The organism is Oenococcus kitaharae DSM 17330 (genome assembly GCF_000241055.1).
Lineage (GTDB): Bacteria > Bacillota > Bacilli > Lactobacillales > Lactobacillaceae > Oenococcus > Oenococcus kitaharae.
This window is the reverse complement of the sequence record NZ_CM001398.1, coordinates 796,410-813,751: the sequence shown is the minus strand read 5'-3', so window position 1 is coordinate 813,751 and position 17,342 is coordinate 796,410. Positions and strand designations below refer to the sequence as shown.

Here is a 17,342-nt window from a genome sequence, read left to right as displayed (position 1 = left end):
GTCGCTTAATTGTGTTTAAAAAAAATAAGATAGTCCAAATGGTGATTGCAGGATTAATTCTTGCCGCATGTCTCGGTATCAACGGTCAATTTTTCGTGAACGCTGACACTGCCGGTAATATGCAATCTTCTAGCAGTGAAGCTTCCTCAGCGCCAACTCGGCAAAGCACACAAACCACGAGCCATGCCGACAAACCAAATCCACCTACTTTCCCAGCTACGATTACCGGCAATCAAAATATCAACCAGACAGCCGAAATTCTTGATAGCAGCCGTAATGACGGTGTTTTTGCAAATGGGCCGGCCCTAACAAGTGCAGACACTATGGCTCCAGAAAGTAATGGGAGCCAACTTAACGGCCGTTCTGTTAATGTTCTAGCAGTTGTCAATACAGTCCGCAGCAACGGTCAAAGATATGATTATGCTAAAGTACAGGATCTGGCCAATCAAAGAATTTTCTGGATTGACGAAAGAGCAATTTTAGCCACCATGATCAGCCAAAAAGATGTGCAATACCAGGCAATTATCATTTCAGGACAACGCAATGATGGTATTTACAACAACGGCCCAGCTCTCAGCACTTGGGCCGCTCTAAAAGCAGATAATTCAGCAAAAAATGTTGATGGTCGTCAAGTGACCGTCCTAAAAGAAGCAGAGACACTGCGAGGAAACGGCCAGTATTATTATTATGTCCAAGTGCATGATCCGGTCTCAAACCAAGATTATTGGCTTGACCGCAGAGCATTAACTCTGGGCCAATATGCTGTGATCACTAGTCAAAAAAATGTCAATCAATATGCAGAGGTAACAAATCAGCGGAATGACGGCATTTACAATAATGGCCCAGCCTTAACAAATGCGGCCAGCCTCTCTCCCCAAGGCTATGGAAACCGATATGCCGGCCTTTATCTGCAGGTAACCGAATTAGCCGTGACACAACGCGCAACAGGCCAAAGCTATGAATATGCCAAAGTTACTAATCCTGAAAACGGAGAAAGTTTTTGGATTGACAGCCGATCATTAGCGATAAGTGATTTTGCAAGTATCATCAACCAGACTCCGATAAATCAAACTGCTACTATTCGCGACTCGTCCAGAAATGATGCCGTCTACAATAACGGTCCTGCTCTAACAAACATCAATACCTTAGCAGCTAGCAATCAGGGACAGAAGCTTAATGGCCGTGAAGTAATTATTTTAAACGCTGTCAGAACACGCAGGGCTAACGGACAAGAATATGATTATGACCAAATTAAAGATGGTAATCAGACATATTGGATAGATCAAAGAGCTGTTTTAGCTAGTGTTTCATACAAGAATGTCAGCTATCAGGCGATTATTAATACGATTAACCGAACGGATGATTTTTACTTCAATAATCCAGCTCTAACGAACTGGCAAACGCTCTCCGCCAACGGCAGCGACCGTAATCGTAATGGTCATAAAGTTCAGGTTCTGCAAGAAGCTTATACACTTCGAGGCGATGGTAACCGTTATACCTATCTAAAAGTTCAAGATGGTATTACCATTTATTGGCTGGATAAGCGTGCCTTCTTGTTCCCGAATCAATCAGTAACTTTATCGTTTCACCATTTTAATCAAAACCAAGAAGGCGCACCCGAAGGGTGTGAAGGGGCTTCTCTGCAAACAGCCTTGTCAGTCAAGGGCAGGTACCTATCCTTGCGCCAAATTTATAATGCCACCGGCTATGGCTGGTCCATTTCCCCTTATAACGGTTTTCACGGCAATCCCTTTGGCGGCGGCACTTTTCAAACACAGACAGTCTATGCTGAACCGTTGGCACGTGCGACCAAGAAATTTTATAACGGTATTAGCAACATGACCGGTGCTAATGTGAATGATGTTATCTACCAGCTGCAACAAGGTAATCCAGTTGTTACCTGGGCATCTTATACTTGGACTGTCAATCCGGCTAATTTTCATGTCATGTGCATTGTCGGTTATCGGCCAGGATACTTCCAAATCTCAGATCCAATTTTTTGGGGCAATTCTTACTGGATTTCAACGAAAACCTGGCAAAATGTTAACCAAAATGAAAAAACAATCGGCTTCAGCACACCAAGAAGCATGAATATTGTTGTTAAATAAAAACCGCGACTCAAGGTTGCGGTTTTTATTTATATTAATCAACTACCTTCGCGCCAATCACATTTTTAAAATGTGCCAAGGCCCAATCCTGTGCCGCTTGTGTGAGCGTGGCAACAGCGTTTTCATGAATGATCAGTTGATAATTCAAATCGTAAGCATCAACAGCCGTGTGCAGGACACAGATATCCGTACAGACGCCAACTAGATGCAGTGTATCAACATGTCGTTCACGCAAACGCAAGTCCAAGTCAGTCCCAGCAAAGGCACTGTAACGCGTCTTATCATACATATAAACCTGTGGGTCATCTTTGTTAGCATCATACCAAGGTGCCAGCTTGCCATAAAATTCCCGACCCCAGCTGCCGGCTAAATTATGCGGCGGATACAATTTAGTCTCAGGATGATAAGGATCATCTTTCTTATGCAGATCCGTTGGCAGAATCACCCAACCACCGTCAGCTTTGATTTGGTCAGCTAGTTCAACAATCCGGCTGTCAAGAACTTGGGCCGGTTTGCCGCAGGTCAAAGCGCCTTTATTGTCAACAAAATCATTCGTGTAATCAATAATCAGTAATGCTTCATTTTTAGCCATCTGACAAGATTCTCCTTTTGCTGTTAAAACAATTATAATCTTTTCATTGAACTGTCTTGGGTACCTGCGCGTTAGGTTCATAATAGTGATGCAAAAAGTGTTCAACGTGCCGTTTATAATTTTCAGGATCAACCCAAAAACTTTCAGCATGGCTGGCGTTTTCAACAATCCACAAATCTTTAGCTGACTGTGCTGCTTGATAATTTTCCAGCGCCATATAACTGGGTACAAAGCGGTCCTTCTCGCCGTGAATGAAGAAAATCGGCAGCTTGTTTTTCTTTAATTGCGTCACTGAGGAGACATCCCCGAGATAATAGCCTAAGCGATGGTGATTGATCGTGCTGACAAAGGGATAAAAGGGATATTTCGGCAGATGGTACTGGTGTTTCAGCAGGAAAACCAGTTCTTCGTCAATGCTGGAATAACCGCAATCAGCAATAATACAACGTACCTGCGGCGGCAAGTCTTCTCCGCTGAGCATCTCAACCGTTGAAGCGCCCATACTGACACCAAACAGGACGATTTTCGTCTTGTCGCCGAGACGGACAATTAATTTCTGCAGCCAGCGCAGATAATCCAGCCGGTCCAGCCAGCCGAAACTGATATATTTCCCAGCACTCTCGCCATGCCCACGATCGTCGGGCAGCAGCACTGAAAAACCCATGTCGTAAAACATTTGCGCATAATTTGACATGGTCTCGCCATTACCTTTATAGCCATGGGAAATAATCACCGATTTATCGGAACTACCGTCTTTGGCCGGGATAAAATAAGCCGACATATCTTCTTTTTCACCGGAAATTGTAAAAGTCCAGTGCTCTTTATCGACTTTTTTAAACCAATCCACATAGCGCCAATAGTCATCAGCGTATTTCTGCTTATCGGCCGATGTTTCGGGTACGTAATCAACCCGCTTAAAAGCCAAGCGAAATAAATACTCGCTGGCCAAAAAAAACAGCGACACAATCCCGGCCGAAGCCAGCAGCAGCCGGCTTGTATTTTTAAAATTTTTCTTTGCCATTAGCACCTCGTAAAATAAATTAAGGCAATCCATGCACTTGAAAGACATTCTAACAGTTACGACCAAAAGGCGCTATTTTTTGGAAAACTGGACACAAAAAAATCCCGCTTGCAACTGGGATTTTTGGGTAACGATTATTTCAAAAGCTGATTAATCTGATCTTTTAAATAGGTTAACTGTTTATTGGCAGCAGCCATATCCTCACCTTTAGCCGCGATATAGACCTTTAATTTCGGTTCTGTACCAGATGGCCGCAGGGCAATCCAAGAACCATCGACAAGCCAGTATTTAATCACGTTAGCCTTAGGCAGAGAAATGCGTTTGCTGGCACCAGTCGTCAAATCTTTGGAGACGCGCAATTCATTGTCTTCAACGGTCTTTACAGCGACTTCGCCAAAATTTTTCGGCCCTTGATTTCTAAAGCGCGTCATCACAGCTGCCATCTGAGCTTGGCCTTGCTCGCCGGGGAACTCTGTGGCTTCAGAAGACTCGGCAAAGGCACTGAACTTAGCATAAATTTCATCCAAGCCGTCGCCGATCGTCATGCCGCGGTCCTTATAATAGGCTGCCAGTTCAGACATTAAAGTAATCGCTTGAACAGCATCTTTATCGTGCACGAAAGGCTTGATCAAAAAACCGTAAGACTCTTCAAAACCAAATTCGAATTGATAATCCTGTTTGGCATCAAATTCAACGATTTTATCAGCAATATATTTAAAGCCGGTCAGCACCGTAAATTGCTTAATACCAAAGGAATCAGCAATCAGACCTGGCAGATTAGAGGAAACATTGGAGGTTACAATCGCGCCATTTTTCGGTAACGTGCCAGCCTGCTGTTGAGCCGTCAAAATATAATTGACCATCAAAGCCGCGATCTGGTTGCCTGTCAGATAGGCATAACTGCCATCTGCTTTACGATAGCCGACACCCATCCGATCCGAATCAGGATCAACAGCCAATTCCAAATCTGTCTGATAACCTTCGGAAAGCTTGAAGACTTCATGGAACTCAGGGTTTGGATATTTCACGGTTGGGAAAGTGCCGTCCGGCTCGAATTGTTCTTTAACAATTGAGACTTTATTAAAGCCAGCTTGCTTTAAAGCACGCGAACCCAAATCACCACCGGCACCATGGAGCGGTGTGAAACTGATCGTTAATTTATCTCCCCACTTTTTGATCAGTTCTGGGTTAATCGTGACGGTCTTGACATGCTCCAAATAAGCCTTATCCATGTCGGCACCGATTTTTTTAATTCCACCAGCTACCTGTTTGATATGAAAGATATCTGTGACACCAGCACGCTCTGCGACAATTTCATCTGCGGGTTTTGGTGGTAACTGGCCGCCGTCTTCACCATATAATTTATATCCGTTATATTCTTTTGTATTGTGGCTGGCCGTGATCATGATGCCGGCATAAGTATGCAGGTTCATAACGGCAAAACTTAATTCCGGCGTCGGATGCGGTCCATTAAACAAATAAACTGTAATATCATGCGCCCGCAGAACTTCAGCTGATACCTTTTTGAATAGTTCAGAATTAATTCTCGAATCACCGGAGATCACGACGCCGCGTTTTTTAGCATCATCACCCTGCTTTTCCATATGCCGCGCCAACGCTTCTGTCGTCTGGGCAACCGTGTAGATATTCATGCGGTTACTACCGACTCCTAGCAGACCGCGCATGCCAGCCGTCCCAAAATTAAGATCCTGATAGAAGGCATCTTCCAGCTGTGCCTGGCTGGCGTTAGCAAACTCTAAACGTAATCCTTCGGGAAGATCTGCGACTTCCCAGTCTTTTATTTTCTCTTGTATTGTTTTTTCTTTAACCATATGATCATTGTAAATTTTTCTTGGTTAAAATAGTTGTATGACAATAAAATTAGTAGCAATTGATGTAGATGCCACTCTGCTGAACAGCAGAAACGAATTAACCAAACATACAATCGACGTTTTGGAAGAAGCGATCAAGCAGGGAGTCAAACCCGTAATTACTTCCGGGCGTCCACTGCCAGGCACCGAACCTTATTATGCTAAGCTCGGGATCGCTGGTCGCGATGACCAATATGCAATTAATTACAACGGCGCAACTATCAGAACCACTTCCGGAAAAATGATTGCCCAGACGCCTGTCAGCATTCAGGACTATCGCGATATCTATAAATTGGCCGGTGAAATCGGTGTCAAGGTCCACGCTGAAACAGCCGATTATATTTATACGCCCTATTTGTCAGCACCGAAATATACAAAATACGAGTCTAAATTAACTAACTGTCAAGTACGTCACGTCCGCATGCAGGACTTAAAAGAATCTGACGTCCTAGCCAAAATTATGTTCATCGATGAGCCTGAAATCATCGAAAGAGTCAAAAAAGAATTGCCGCAGTGGGTTTATGATCGTTTTACAGTCGTCCCCAGTTCGCCTATTTTCTTGGAATTCATTCATAAAGGGATCTCAAAGGGCAGTGCGGTCAAGACCTTGGCTGAGAAATTAAATATCGACATCAGCGATGTGATGGCTATCGGTGATCAGGGAAACGATATTTCTATGATCGAAGCTGCCGGTGTTGGTGTGGCGATGGCTAACGCGATTGACGAAGCCAAAGAGAAGGCTCAATTCATCACGAAGAGCAATGATGAAGACGGCGTCGCTTTTGCAATTGAGAAGTTTGTCTTAAATCAAGAACAGTTAGAAAAATAAGCTGCAGCAATCAATTCTGCAGCTTATTTTTTTTGGCATGAACATGGGCAACGATCCAAGTCGTGACCGGAATCGTTAACAACACCCCGATCATGGCGATGAATAAATCAATAATCGCAGCCACCAGCAGTTTGCCATTAATTAACTGAGCAAAACTGTAATGCAGGCGAATGTAGAAAATAGCCAAGGTTAAATTCTCGCCCAAAACACCAAAGAAAAGCGTATTCAAAGCCGTCCCGATAATCTGAGCACCGATAATGTTGCCCTGCTTATACAGATTGGCGTTTGTAATATCAGGCGTGCTTTCGATCAATTCATGCAGATCGGCTGAAATCGCCATACTAGCCTCAGCAATTGCACCGAGGCTGGCAATTACAGTCACAATAAAAGCAATACGATGAAAGTTCAAGCCTACAGCCAACAGCAACCCCTCCAATTCTTCTGACGACTCAGATGAAAACCCCTGGACGTTTGCTAAATAATTAATCGGAATAATCAGCAGCACAACCGCTAATAAGACAATCAGGCTAGCCACAAAGGCATGATTCGTCACTTCTTGATTATCAGCGGAAAGATAAATGGAAACGGCCAGAATTATAAAACTGATCGCAACCGTCACGATATAAACATTAAACTGCCAATTAATCAGAATAATCAGCAGAAAGATTGCGGCAAGATTGATGATGAGGCCGATAAAGGCCTTAAAACCGTGTTTCCCCGCCACCAAAATCATTAGAAGAAACAAAATGATAATTAACCAAACAAAAGTCGTCATCGGGCAAGCCTCTTTTCAGCTGACAACAAACTGGCCGACAGCCAAGATGTGATCGGCACAGTCAGGACAATGCCAATCGCAGAAATCACCGTGGATAATAATCCCAGCATCATGGTCATATCAATCGTGTAGGACCAGGTATTGCCGTTTCTTAAATATAGGAAGACCATCGGCAATGTATTGGCGATAAAGACCATGAATAAGACATTCGTTAAAGAGCCAACAATATCCCGACCAACACGCATGCCGGAAACAAAATACTCGCCAAAGGAACGGTCTGCCCGTTCACGCTGCATACCAAACATCATGGCCGTAATATCTGAGGACTCGTCCATAGCTGCGCCTAACACGCCAATCATCAGTTCCGAATAAAAGAGTGGGATCGGAAATTGTGTGATAAAGTCCATGTATTCGAAATGAATCCCACTAGCATGATTGACTGCAATCGTGATCGCGCCAATCCCAACACCGGCGGCCGTTGACAGAATTGTCGACAAAAAGACAATCACAAATTGCTTGCGCCTGCCCAGCACCAACAATAAAGTAATAAAAGCAAAAACGATGGTCAAAATCGCGAAGATGAAGACAGCTGGTGCGTCTTCAAAATTGATGTCCAACAAAATCGCTAGAATAAAGAAGATAAAATTCAGGCCCAAACTGCCGATAATCCGCAAGCTGACTTTTTTTGTCAGCCCGATGGTCAAAGCCAGCATCAAAGTAATCGTGAAAACAAGAAAAGTATCCCGCTTTTGGCCGATGATGCTCCACCATTTTTTATGACTTAACAGCAAACGCTGACCAACACGATATTTTTGCGTCAGCACTTCCGAAGCAACATATTGATTGCTAATCGTTATCTTCTGATTCTTGCGCTTCGTATTTAAAAATTTAACCGTCAGCTGCTGTGTCGCGCTACGGTCTTCATTAGCAAAATAATCTCGCGTACGATGGCTGTCGTTCTCTTTAACTCGAACAACTTGGGCAATAGGCGTCTGATAGAAAACAGTATCAAAGTGTGTCAAGGCTGTTAAGCCGATGACAGCCAACAAAAGAATGGCCCATTTGAGGAGTTTGCTGCGGGAAAAAGACATTACCTGCATTTTAGCGCAAATAAAAAAAGCGCACGCGCTTTTTATGCAGCATCAGGTAGTTTCAAATCCGATGCTTTAATGAATGCAGTTTTCTTAACAAAAATAAAATGAGTGGCAAAAGCCAGCAGCGCTGGAATAAGTACAAACTCCACGATCAGCAGCAGGATATTGGTTGTGCCCGTTTGAAAGGCACCCAGGGGGCCAACGAGTCCCGAGATACCAAAGCCGGCTGACATAGGCGTACCGCCGACTTGTAATACTGCGGCCTCCAAACCAGCCAGCGCAGAGACAATCATGATCGGAATGAACAATTTAGGTTTGCTGAGCATATTCGCCATTTGAATTTTTGGTGTGCCGATAAAATGACTGATTGTCCCACCGAAAGTGTTGACAGAAGAACCCATGATCGCCAAGGTGAAACTGGCAGTCGTGATACCTAAATTAGCCGCGCCGGATCCGATGCCAGTCAAACCGATTGCAATCGCAATGCCGGCTGATGAGATTGGCGACAGAATTAGGACAGCGAAGATTAGTCCCATTAACGGTGCCATAACTAATGGCTGCAGATCAGTCAAGCGATTAATGCCGGCCCCAATTTCGGTTGTAATCCAGTGAACGTAGGGAAATAAGAATCGGCCCAAGCCGCCGGCAATTCCCAAGACAAGAATCGGGGATAAAATGACCTTTAGCTGGCCCAAATGCGACTGGATTAATTTGATCAGCACAACCGCAATCACCAGTGTCACACCAATGTTGATAATGTCGCCGGTACCGGCAATCACGAAGCTGCCTTTAGCTCCAATGCTGGCAGCACCAGAACCCATAAAAGCTGCTAAAGCCATTGAACCCGTATCAATCATTGAAAAACGAAAAGCCTGTCCAACGGCGAATGCCGCTATCACTGCGAGCAAGCTTTGTGCCATGCTAGTCATTTGAATCACGGACAAGGCGGCGGGATTGCTGCCGAAAGCTCGCATCAAAGAACCTAAAACCGCACTAGGAATCAGCGTAATCACAACGCCGATGCTGAGGCCGTTTAAAATATTTAAAATAAATGAATTTTTTTCTTTTTTCATATAAACCTGCTTAACGCCCTGAGGGCTTATTGATGGAATTTTTTTACATATCAGCGTCAGTAACGCTTGGCTGTTTGGCTTTTTGCATCTTTAAAAATGCAGATAGACGTTGAGCAGCCACTTTTAATTGCGCCAAAGATGTCGCATAGGAGATTCGCATATAACCGGCCTGTCCAAAAGCAACACCGGGTGTCAAACCAACTTTGGCTTCTTTGGCAATCTGCCGTGCCAGTTTGAAACCATCCTGCTCGAGATAATCCGGAATCTTGACAAAGAAATAAAAAGCACCATCCGGATACACGTAATGCAGACCCATTTGATCAAAAGCCGATATGAGAAATGCACGTCGTTTTTTATATTCAGCCCGCATAGATTCAGCGTCATTTTCACCCGGTCCGAAAGCTTCAGCACCGGCGGCCATGACAACGTTAGGCTGAGTCGTCGTGATTAATTCATGGATTACGGCTAATTGAGAAATGATCGCAGCAGGTGCAGCAATAATGCCCAAACGGTAACCAGTCATAGCATGAGACTTAGAAACACCGTTGAACAAAATCGTCTGTTCTGGCAGGGCTTTTGCAAAAGAGGCATGCGGCCGGTCATAAGTCAGCTCGGAATAAATCTCATCGGAAACCACGAAAATATCGTGCTGTTTTAAGACGGCTGCCAAAGCTGCAATCTGAGTTTCGCTATAAGCGACACCGGTGGGGTTTCCGGGACTTGCCAGCACAATCGCTTTAGCCTTGGGATGCTCTGCCAAAACAGCCGTTAGCCTAGCAGGGGTCAACAAAAAGTCGTCATCAACCGTTGGTACAGGAACAACTTTTGCCCCGCATACAGTGGCTGCAGCACCATAGACCGGGAACGTCGGCTGTGGAATAATCACTTCGTCGCCAGGATTCAGCAGCGTCTTCATCGTGTCAAAAATCCCTTCTGTGACGCCGATGGTCGTCAGCAATTCAGTCTTAGGATCATAATCCAAGCCATAACGATCCTTCAAAAAGCTGGCAGCGTTTTTCAACAAAAGAGCTGTTCCCTTAGACAGCCCATAATGAGAATCATCAGCCTGAATATCAGCGACAGCAGCTGCTTTAACGTGTTCTGGTGTGTTGAAATCCGGCTCGCCAATCGTCAGCATGACAATATCGTCAATCCCTTTGAATTCTTGATTCAAAGCCAAGATCATACTCGGTTTTGTGCCTTGTACCACGGTGTTGGTCAATCTCTCTAAATTTTTTCTAACTTGCGGCATCTTCTCTCTCCTTAATTTCGAATAAAAAAAGCACTCCGAGTTCATCCCAAGAGTGCTTAAAAAATCTTAGCGGTCCCAGGATTTAAACCCGCGACCAAACTGGCAACACGGGTTAGCGCGTAAACCAGTAATAGTAACTGTGCATTTGTGACATCTGATCTGCCATCGAAATTACTGCTAAGCTTAACGGAAAAAAACAAGTCTGTCAATCATTTTTTGTGACATTTTCAATGATTCACAAACTTACTCACATGACTGACTTAGAGAGACTGTGGCCGCGGTTAGCCCGCCGATCAAGAAGATAAAGGACGGAAAATTCAATCACAAACAGCAGCAGGCTGGCCATCAGCAGCAGCTCGCTAGCAAATCCAGCATAATACTGGCCATTTTCCGTTAAATTAGCGAAGTAGCCTGTCACCATATGGTCAATCTGGAAATAAGAAAAAATATTCAAATAATTCGGCGGTATCATCTGACCGGCCAGCAAAAACAAGCAAGTCGCCACATTGGTTAATTTTTGATTTTTGATCAGAAGCGACAAGATACCATTCAAGGCAAACACAAAAATAATCAAGGACAATAACAAGGGCAAAGCTGTTAAAAGATACTGGTACAAAGGATACAATTTCCCGAGATTGAACATCGAGAAGGCGTGATTATAGGTCACCATCCAAACCGGATATCGCAAGCTGCCAGCTTGACCAAAGATTGCCATCAGCAGCAAGAAGACTGCTAACGGCAGAAAAATGACGGTCATAGCCAGAATAACCTGAGATAATAGCTGCTCAGCATATAAAGCATGCCGGCTTTGACCGTAAGTTTTTAGTAAACGCCAATTAGGATGGTGATGATCTAATTCTGATGCGAATCGACCACCAAACAGGAAAATCAACCCTATCAGCAGCAGCAAAGGCCCATAGCTGCTCTGTAAAAAGGCATACAGCAGATACCAGCCTTTCAGGAAAAAATAATGGTTCCAATACTGTAAATAATCGCGTATCTGCCTGCTACTCCGGCTTTGGCTATCCAAAAAAAGATCATAATGCAAGAAAAAACCATAAGGATACAACGCTTGAATATTGTGGTCCTGTAAGTAAGTTAAATAGTCTAGCGTGTCTTGAGCATAACTAGTACTAGGGCCGCCGCCATATAAAAAGCGCCGGTGCTGCTCTAGCAAGACATAATCCGTCGCTTGGTTAGGCTGGAAACCGTAGGAATTAATTTGGTGGGCTTGATCAAATATGGTCGTGGAAAACCAATGGAAATAGGCATGCTGCCCGCGATCCAGCGCGGCTAATTCTGCTCGTGTATCCTTGCGTACGATGGCTGAATTAATACCGAGATATTTGTTTGAGGATTTATAGTGTGTGTTTGGAACCAAAGTCTGGCGATAGTGATTTAAAAAAAGCAGCTGGCTGCCTTTCTCATAAGCTAAATAGGCGAAAAGCAGTAAGAAAATCACGATAGCAGCCTTGAGAAAATGACTGGAAATCCACAGTTTGCGAAATTCGAGCTTTAAAAATTTCATAGTCTCATCCCCCTCGACAAAGGCCGATTGACCACCTTTTGGTAAATCAGCGGCAGTAAGGCATTGACCAGCAAAGCCAGCAGTAGGCCAATCACAAACAAGGGCCATAATAACTTAATTAAGGGCTGAGTCATACCAAGGAAAGTCATCGGATAGGCAAAACTGCTGGATCCAGACTTGAGCAGCGGGTGATCCAAGATGAGAAAAGTGCTGCTAGCTAGAATGTAGATGACAAGCAGATCGGTGATAAAACGTTTTAAGGCAAATAACATTTTTCCCAAAGCTAAGGATTTTTCATCAGCCAGCGTCTGCAACAAACGCTCATTTTTCCGTTCCTTTTCCAGCAGAAAGAAGGCCAGCTGGATCACCAAAAACAGCAAAATACTTAGCGGATTAAAGAAATAACTCGTGAAAAGGAAGAAAACATTCGGAAAATTAAAACTGGCATCGTTAAACTCAAAACTCAAATGTGCTTTCATCAGACGACGGGCTTCAGCAGCGTTCGCACGAAAAATATCAGCATCACTGGCTTGGATCGGCCCTTGACTCTGATTTAAAATATCGGCCTGGCGAGATACTTGAATCGTTAATGGCAAGTAATTTCCCTGACGGTTATTCAAAGCGTTTTCTTGTTTTTTGATCGCATTGGATACGTTGGCAGCTAACTCCAGACCATGCCGTAGATAAGCCAGCTGTTTTTTCGGCATCTCGGGATTGTCGTTAATTTGTTGGGCAACACCATACATGGCACTGCCAATGGTTGAACGCTGTGCATCAAACTGCCTGTCAGAGGCTAAAGTCTGCTGTTGAACACCTAAAAACATCGAAATAACAAAAAGGATCACATAAACGACAATAAAAGCCAGATCAATGAAGAAAAACCAGCTTTTAAAGAAGCTTATTTCTGCTACATGAGAAAGTACTTTGGCGCGGGTCATGATTAATCAAAGATCCTTTGATATTGGTCTTCTAGGCTGTTGACATAAATTTTAGGATCGGAAAAATCTAAATGCTGCTGATCCATCTTTCTGATTAAGTCAATGATTCTATCCGAAGCAACCAAAATGACCAGCCGGCCATCGTCCCGTTTAACTTGAAAATCAGCATCCTCCAAGAATTGCTGCATTTGTTCAGGCTGGTCAGTCTTAAATGACAGGTTAGCAAAATGCTCAATCTGTTCTGAAAAAAGCTGCTTATTTTTCACGTAAAAGAAAGTGTCTGTGGTTTTCGCCAGTTCATCCAAATTATGAGAAGAGACCAAAACCGTCTTCTTTTCCAAGGCCAGCTGCTTTAAAACATTTCTAATAATAATCACGCTGTCTGGATCGAGGCCATTGAGGGGTTCGTCTAAAAAGATCAGTTGTGGATCCGTGACCATGGCCATCGCAATCAAAATACGCTGTTTTTGACCAAGCGAATAGCTGGAGACTGGACGTGTCAGAAAATTGGTCAGAGCAAACTGTTTCACTAATTGCGCGACACGCTCTTTTGACACATGATACAGATCCGCTACCATATTCAGGTGTTCTTGTGCACTGAGGTATTGATAGAGGACGCGGTTGTCCTGGACATAACTAATCTTCGGCGCTAGGGATTTCAACTGCTTATTAGACTGCCCGAAAATCCTAATCTCGCCTCGCTGCTGAGATAAAAAACCAGCAATCAAGTCCAGCAGCGTCGTCTTCCCAGAACCATTAGGAGCCACCAAACCATAAACACCGGGTTTTTCAATCTGCATAGATGCGTCTTTAAAAATATCGACGTTTTTGTAGTTAAAAGATAAATGAGTGATTTCCAGAATCATGCCAATCCCCTCGCTTGTTGTTTACATTATAGGCAAATTACTCACAAAAATCTTTATATATGTCTATTAAAAATAAAAAAATTAGTTTTAATATTGCTTTTAACTATTTTTTGGAAGAAAAACCTGTTTATATCTTTTTTTCGAGGCGAGTTATTTTTTCACGAGCTTTATTCATCACTATCGAATCTTGATTGAATACTGAGAAGCTTTCTGCCAGGCGATAATAGGAAATTACCTTTGCTGTATCAGCCCCGTTTTCAGATAAATTGAAAGCATAAACGTAGTAAAAATCTTCTACAAACAAGGTAGTTGAATGGCTCTTTGCTATTCGGATACCTTGTTCAGCTAATTGATTACTGAGAGGCAAATCAGATTCTCGAGAATAAAATTTCGCTAAATTGCTCAGCAAGAATAATGCCCAATAAAAATGTGCATGATCTGCGTTGAAATGGCCTATTTGTTCAACGATCCGATGGAAGTAAACGGCAGCTTCTTGATGATTGTCATTTTGATAATAAGCGACACCAATCCCATTGAGCAGCAAAAAGTAATAAATATCATCCTGTTTCGGCGTATTCTCCAATAAAAGAGAAAAAGCGAAAATTGCCGACTTAAAATCTTGGCTGATCCACATTTTGGAAACAGTTCTTAAAAAGCCATACCTCGCTCTATCTCTATCGTTGTGAATGGTAGAGATGTCAATACCATCCAAAATGTCCAGCGCCGCCTGATAGTTATACTGTTGGGCTGCTTGTTCGGCTTTTGAAAGCTGATCTTGAAATTTAATTTTGTTGGGATTACCTAATAAATCATTCAAATCAACATTTAAACGGTCGGAGATTTGCGAAAGCACTTTGACACTCGGTGCTCGATTATTTTTCTCCAAGAGACTAATTGAAGCTTGATTCGTGATTCCACGTGCCAGTTCCCCTTGACTTAAATTTAGTTTCTCTCGCGCTTCTTTAATTAGACGACCATTGATCATATATGACTATATTATCATTTATACTAAAATAAAGATAAATATATTGTTCCCATTAATTATTTGATGGACTAACGGCGTTTACGACAGCAAAAAATCCCTCATGATTGAATGAGGGATTTATGAATATCTCACCGTGATTATTGCTTGCCCGTTGGTTCACTGAATAAATATTTATCGCGCAGCAGCTGAATATCAGCCGGCTGAAGCTGTAGATAGTTTTGCAAATAAGTGATCGGATCACCAGACAAGCGTTTGACTGTATCAATGGAACGCTGAATATAATCAATGTTCACCGACCACATAGAGTGGATGTTTTCAATTTCGTCAGGTGTAGCACCCTCGGCTTTCATGTGCTCAATTTTATTACGAACAACTTCAGTCGACAGGCGGTCCGTAATCAAATAATCGTGTTTGATCTGAGCCTCATTAATGCCCAAGGCTGACATCAGCAGCATAGAGGCAACCCCTGTCCGGTCTTTGCCAGCTGTGCAGTGATAAGCCAAAGTCTTGTTTTCCGTCATTAAAAGATCGAAAAACTTGCGGTAAGCAATATTGGAATACTCGTCTGAAATCAGATGTTCATAATTATTGATCATATTCAAATAGCCGTAGCCTTTTTGATCGTACTCTTTGCTCAACTGTGCGTAATCCACAGTCGATTCGGTCCGGTCAAAATCCATAGCTGGAATATTAATATCAACAGCATGTGCCGGTACACGATCGGGGCCTTTAGCCACTTCAGCTTCAGTGCGAAAATCAATAATCGTGTCCACTTGCCGATCTTCTAAATATTTCAAATCTTCAGGCGACAAGTCTGCCATACCGGCCGTTCGAAAAGCCTTGCCCCACTTGATTTTGCGTCCGTCAAAAGAGGTATAACCGCCAATATCTCTGAAATTAAAACCGCCGATTACCGGCAAAACGCGTCTTTTATCCATAAATTAATCTTAACTAATTTGAAGAAATAAAACTTGCCAGCGGTGCTGTCCTAAAAGATTTCTAAATGTGAATCGGCAGGCCGTCAGCTAGTTCTGCAGCATCCATAATTGCCTCGCCAAGAGTCGGATGAGGATGAATCGTCAAACTGATATCTTCAGTTGTTAGCCCATTTTCAATCGCCAAAGATAACTCCGAAATCAAATCCGAAGCACCCGGACCGACAATCTGAGCCCCAATCAGTGCCTTGCTTTGATTATCGCTAATCAAACGAATAAAACCAGTTCCGGCATTCATCGCCAGCGCACGTCCGTTAGCAGCAAAAGGAAACTTATAGGCTTTGGCATCCAAGTTCTTTTCTTTGATACTCTCAGGTGTCTCGCCGGTCGTAGCTAATTCGTAATTCGTATAAGCAACAGCAGGCAGCGAGTAGTGTAAATCACGTGCTTGCGGATCGCCAGAAATGGCAGCCGCGGCAATCTTGGCTTGGAAACTGGCTTTATGTGCCAAGGCCGGCCCAGCTGTGACATCCCCGATCGCGTAGATATGCGCAGCCGTTGTTGCCATGCGGTCGTCAACTTGAATCAAACCATGTTCATCAAGCTTGACGTTCGTATTATTCAGGCCCAGTTCATCTGTGTTAGGCCGGCGTCCTACTGAAACCAGCAGATAATCACCGGTCACAGTCTGTTCTTTACCATCAGCTTCAAAGGTCACAGCCACGCCATTGTCGGTCTGAACAGCCGACTTGGCTTTGGCACTCGTATAAATTTCGCCGCCTTGGGCTTTAAAGTCATCTAAAACAGGCTTGATTAGTTCAGCATCAAAGCCGTTTAACACGTGATCCAAGCCCTCGATGATCGTCACCTTGGCTCCCAAATTCAGATAGAGGCCGCCCAACTCCGACCCGATCACGCCGCCGCCAATCACAATTAAATGTTTGGGAACAGCTGGCAGACTCAAGGCACCGGTCGAATCAACGATCCGATTAGCGAACTCGAATCCAGGGATCTGTACAGGACGTGAACCAGTCGCAATGATGCAGTTTTTGAATTGGAACAATTCGTGGTTGTCCCCTTCAATGACATTAATCTGTTCATTATCATTGAAAGAAGCCGTTCCGCGAACGATATCGACATGATGTTTTTTTAATAACATGGCCACGCCGCCAGTCAGACGCTCGACGACTTTTTTCTGTTTCCAATCCTGTGTCGCGGCCCAATCCAAGCTGACGCCGGTCGCGTGCAATCCGAAAGGCTGCTCAGTCATTTCATCGCGATAATGGTGGCCGATATTAATCAAAGCTTTAGAAGGAATACAGCCAACGTTTAAACAAACACCGCCAATCTCGCCGCTTTCAATCAAGGTCACTTTCTGACCTAATTCAGCTGCCCGAATCGCCGCAACATAGCCGCCAGGGCCCGAACCAATCACAACCGTCTCTACTTCAGTAGCTTGTGCACCAACAACCATC

The 17,342-nt window shown here is 43.7% G+C and carries 15 protein-coding genes; 2 read left to right on the top strand and 13 right to left on the bottom strand.

Going from position 1 to position 17,342, the window contains the following annotated elements; translation table 11 throughout:
• The first annotated feature begins 38 nt into the window (after window positions 1-38).
• Complete coding sequence (locus tag OKIT_RS09380; protein ID WP_007745541.1) at window positions 39-2,108, top strand: GW dipeptide domain-containing protein; 2,070 nt, start codon at window positions 39-41, stop codon at window positions 2,106-2,108.
• Between the two features lie 34 nt (window positions 2,109-2,142).
• Here OKIT_RS09380 and OKIT_RS04000 read toward each other — a convergent pair whose 3' ends face one another.
• From OKIT_RS04000 to OKIT_RS03990, 3 genes are all read right to left on the bottom strand, one after another.
• Window positions 2,143-2,700 carry a cysteine hydrolase family protein gene (locus tag OKIT_RS04000; RefSeq protein ID WP_007745540.1) on the bottom strand — a complete coding sequence of 186 codons (558 nt, stop codon included), beginning with the start codon at window positions 2,698-2,700 and terminating at the stop codon, window positions 2,143-2,145.
• Window positions 2,701-2,743: 43 nt separating this feature from the next.
• Window positions 2,744-3,721: an alpha/beta hydrolase gene (locus tag OKIT_RS03995; protein WP_007745539.1), complete on the bottom strand. Its 978-nt coding sequence runs from the start codon at window positions 3,719-3,721 to the stop codon at window positions 2,744-2,746.
• A 134-nt stretch (window positions 3,722-3,855) separates the two neighbouring features.
• Window positions 3,856-5,553: a phospho-sugar mutase gene (locus tag OKIT_RS03990; protein ID WP_007745538.1), complete on the bottom strand. Its 1,698-nt coding sequence runs from the start codon at window positions 5,551-5,553 to the stop codon at window positions 3,856-3,858.
• Between the two features lie 37 nt (window positions 5,554-5,590).
• Between OKIT_RS03990 and yidA the strand changes: the two genes are divergently transcribed.
• Window positions 5,591-6,421 carry a sugar-phosphatase gene (gene yidA, locus OKIT_RS03985; RefSeq protein WP_007745537.1) on the top strand — a complete coding sequence of 277 codons (831 nt, stop codon included), beginning with the start codon at window positions 5,591-5,593 and terminating at the stop codon, window positions 6,419-6,421.
• Between the two features lie 10 nt (window positions 6,422-6,431).
• Here yidA and OKIT_RS03980 read toward each other — a convergent pair whose 3' ends face one another.
• The 10 genes from OKIT_RS03980 to lpdA form a co-directional block, all read right to left on the bottom strand.
• Window positions 6,432-7,196: a YibE/F family protein gene (locus OKIT_RS03980; RefSeq protein ID WP_007745535.1), complete on the bottom strand. Its 765-nt coding sequence runs from the start codon at window positions 7,194-7,196 to the stop codon at window positions 6,432-6,434.
• Entirely contained in the window at window positions 7,193-8,287 is a 1,095-nt protein-coding gene (locus OKIT_RS03975; RefSeq protein WP_007745533.1) for a YibE/F family protein, read from the bottom strand. The genes OKIT_RS03980 and OKIT_RS03975 overlap by 4 nt, the downstream gene beginning before the upstream one ends.
• Window positions 8,288-8,328: 41 nt before the next feature.
• A complete protein-coding gene (locus OKIT_RS03970; protein WP_007745532.1) occupies window positions 8,329-9,363 on the bottom strand; it encodes a PTS sugar transporter subunit IIC in 1,035 nt (344 codons plus the stop codon).
• Between the two features lie 43 nt (window positions 9,364-9,406).
• Window positions 9,407-10,615: an aminotransferase class I/II-fold pyridoxal phosphate-dependent enzyme gene (locus tag OKIT_RS03965; RefSeq protein ID WP_007745530.1), complete on the bottom strand. Its 1,209-nt coding sequence runs from the start codon at window positions 10,613-10,615 to the stop codon at window positions 9,407-9,409.
• 247 nt (window positions 10,616-10,862) lie between these two features.
• On the bottom strand, window positions 10,863-12,143 hold the full coding sequence (locus OKIT_RS03960) for a hypothetical protein (protein WP_007745528.1): 1,281 nt from the start codon (window positions 12,141-12,143) through the stop codon (window positions 10,863-10,865).
• Window positions 12,140-13,081: a hypothetical protein gene (locus OKIT_RS03955; RefSeq protein WP_007745527.1), complete on the bottom strand. Its 942-nt coding sequence runs from the start codon at window positions 13,079-13,081 to the stop codon at window positions 12,140-12,142. The genes OKIT_RS03960 and OKIT_RS03955 overlap by 4 nt, the downstream gene beginning before the upstream one ends.
• A 2-nt stretch (window positions 13,082-13,083) precedes the next feature.
• A complete protein-coding gene (locus OKIT_RS03950) occupies window positions 13,084-13,947 on the bottom strand; it encodes an ABC transporter ATP-binding protein (protein WP_007745526.1) in 864 nt (287 codons plus the stop codon).
• 127 nt (window positions 13,948-14,074) lie between these two features.
• Window positions 14,075-14,932, bottom strand: coding sequence for a helix-turn-helix domain-containing protein (locus tag OKIT_RS03945; protein ID WP_007745524.1), 858 nt, complete (start codon window positions 14,930-14,932; stop codon window positions 14,075-14,077).
• 137 nt (window positions 14,933-15,069) lie between these two features.
• A complete protein-coding gene (locus OKIT_RS03940; protein ID WP_007745523.1) occupies window positions 15,070-15,870 on the bottom strand; it encodes a tyrosine-protein phosphatase in 801 nt (266 codons plus the stop codon).
• Between the two features lie 61 nt (window positions 15,871-15,931).
• Window positions 15,932-17,341 carry a dihydrolipoyl dehydrogenase gene (gene lpdA / locus OKIT_RS03935; RefSeq protein WP_007745522.1) on the bottom strand — a complete coding sequence of 470 codons (1,410 nt, stop codon included), beginning with the start codon at window positions 17,339-17,341 and terminating at the stop codon, window positions 15,932-15,934.
• Window position 17,342: the final 1 nt, after the last annotated feature.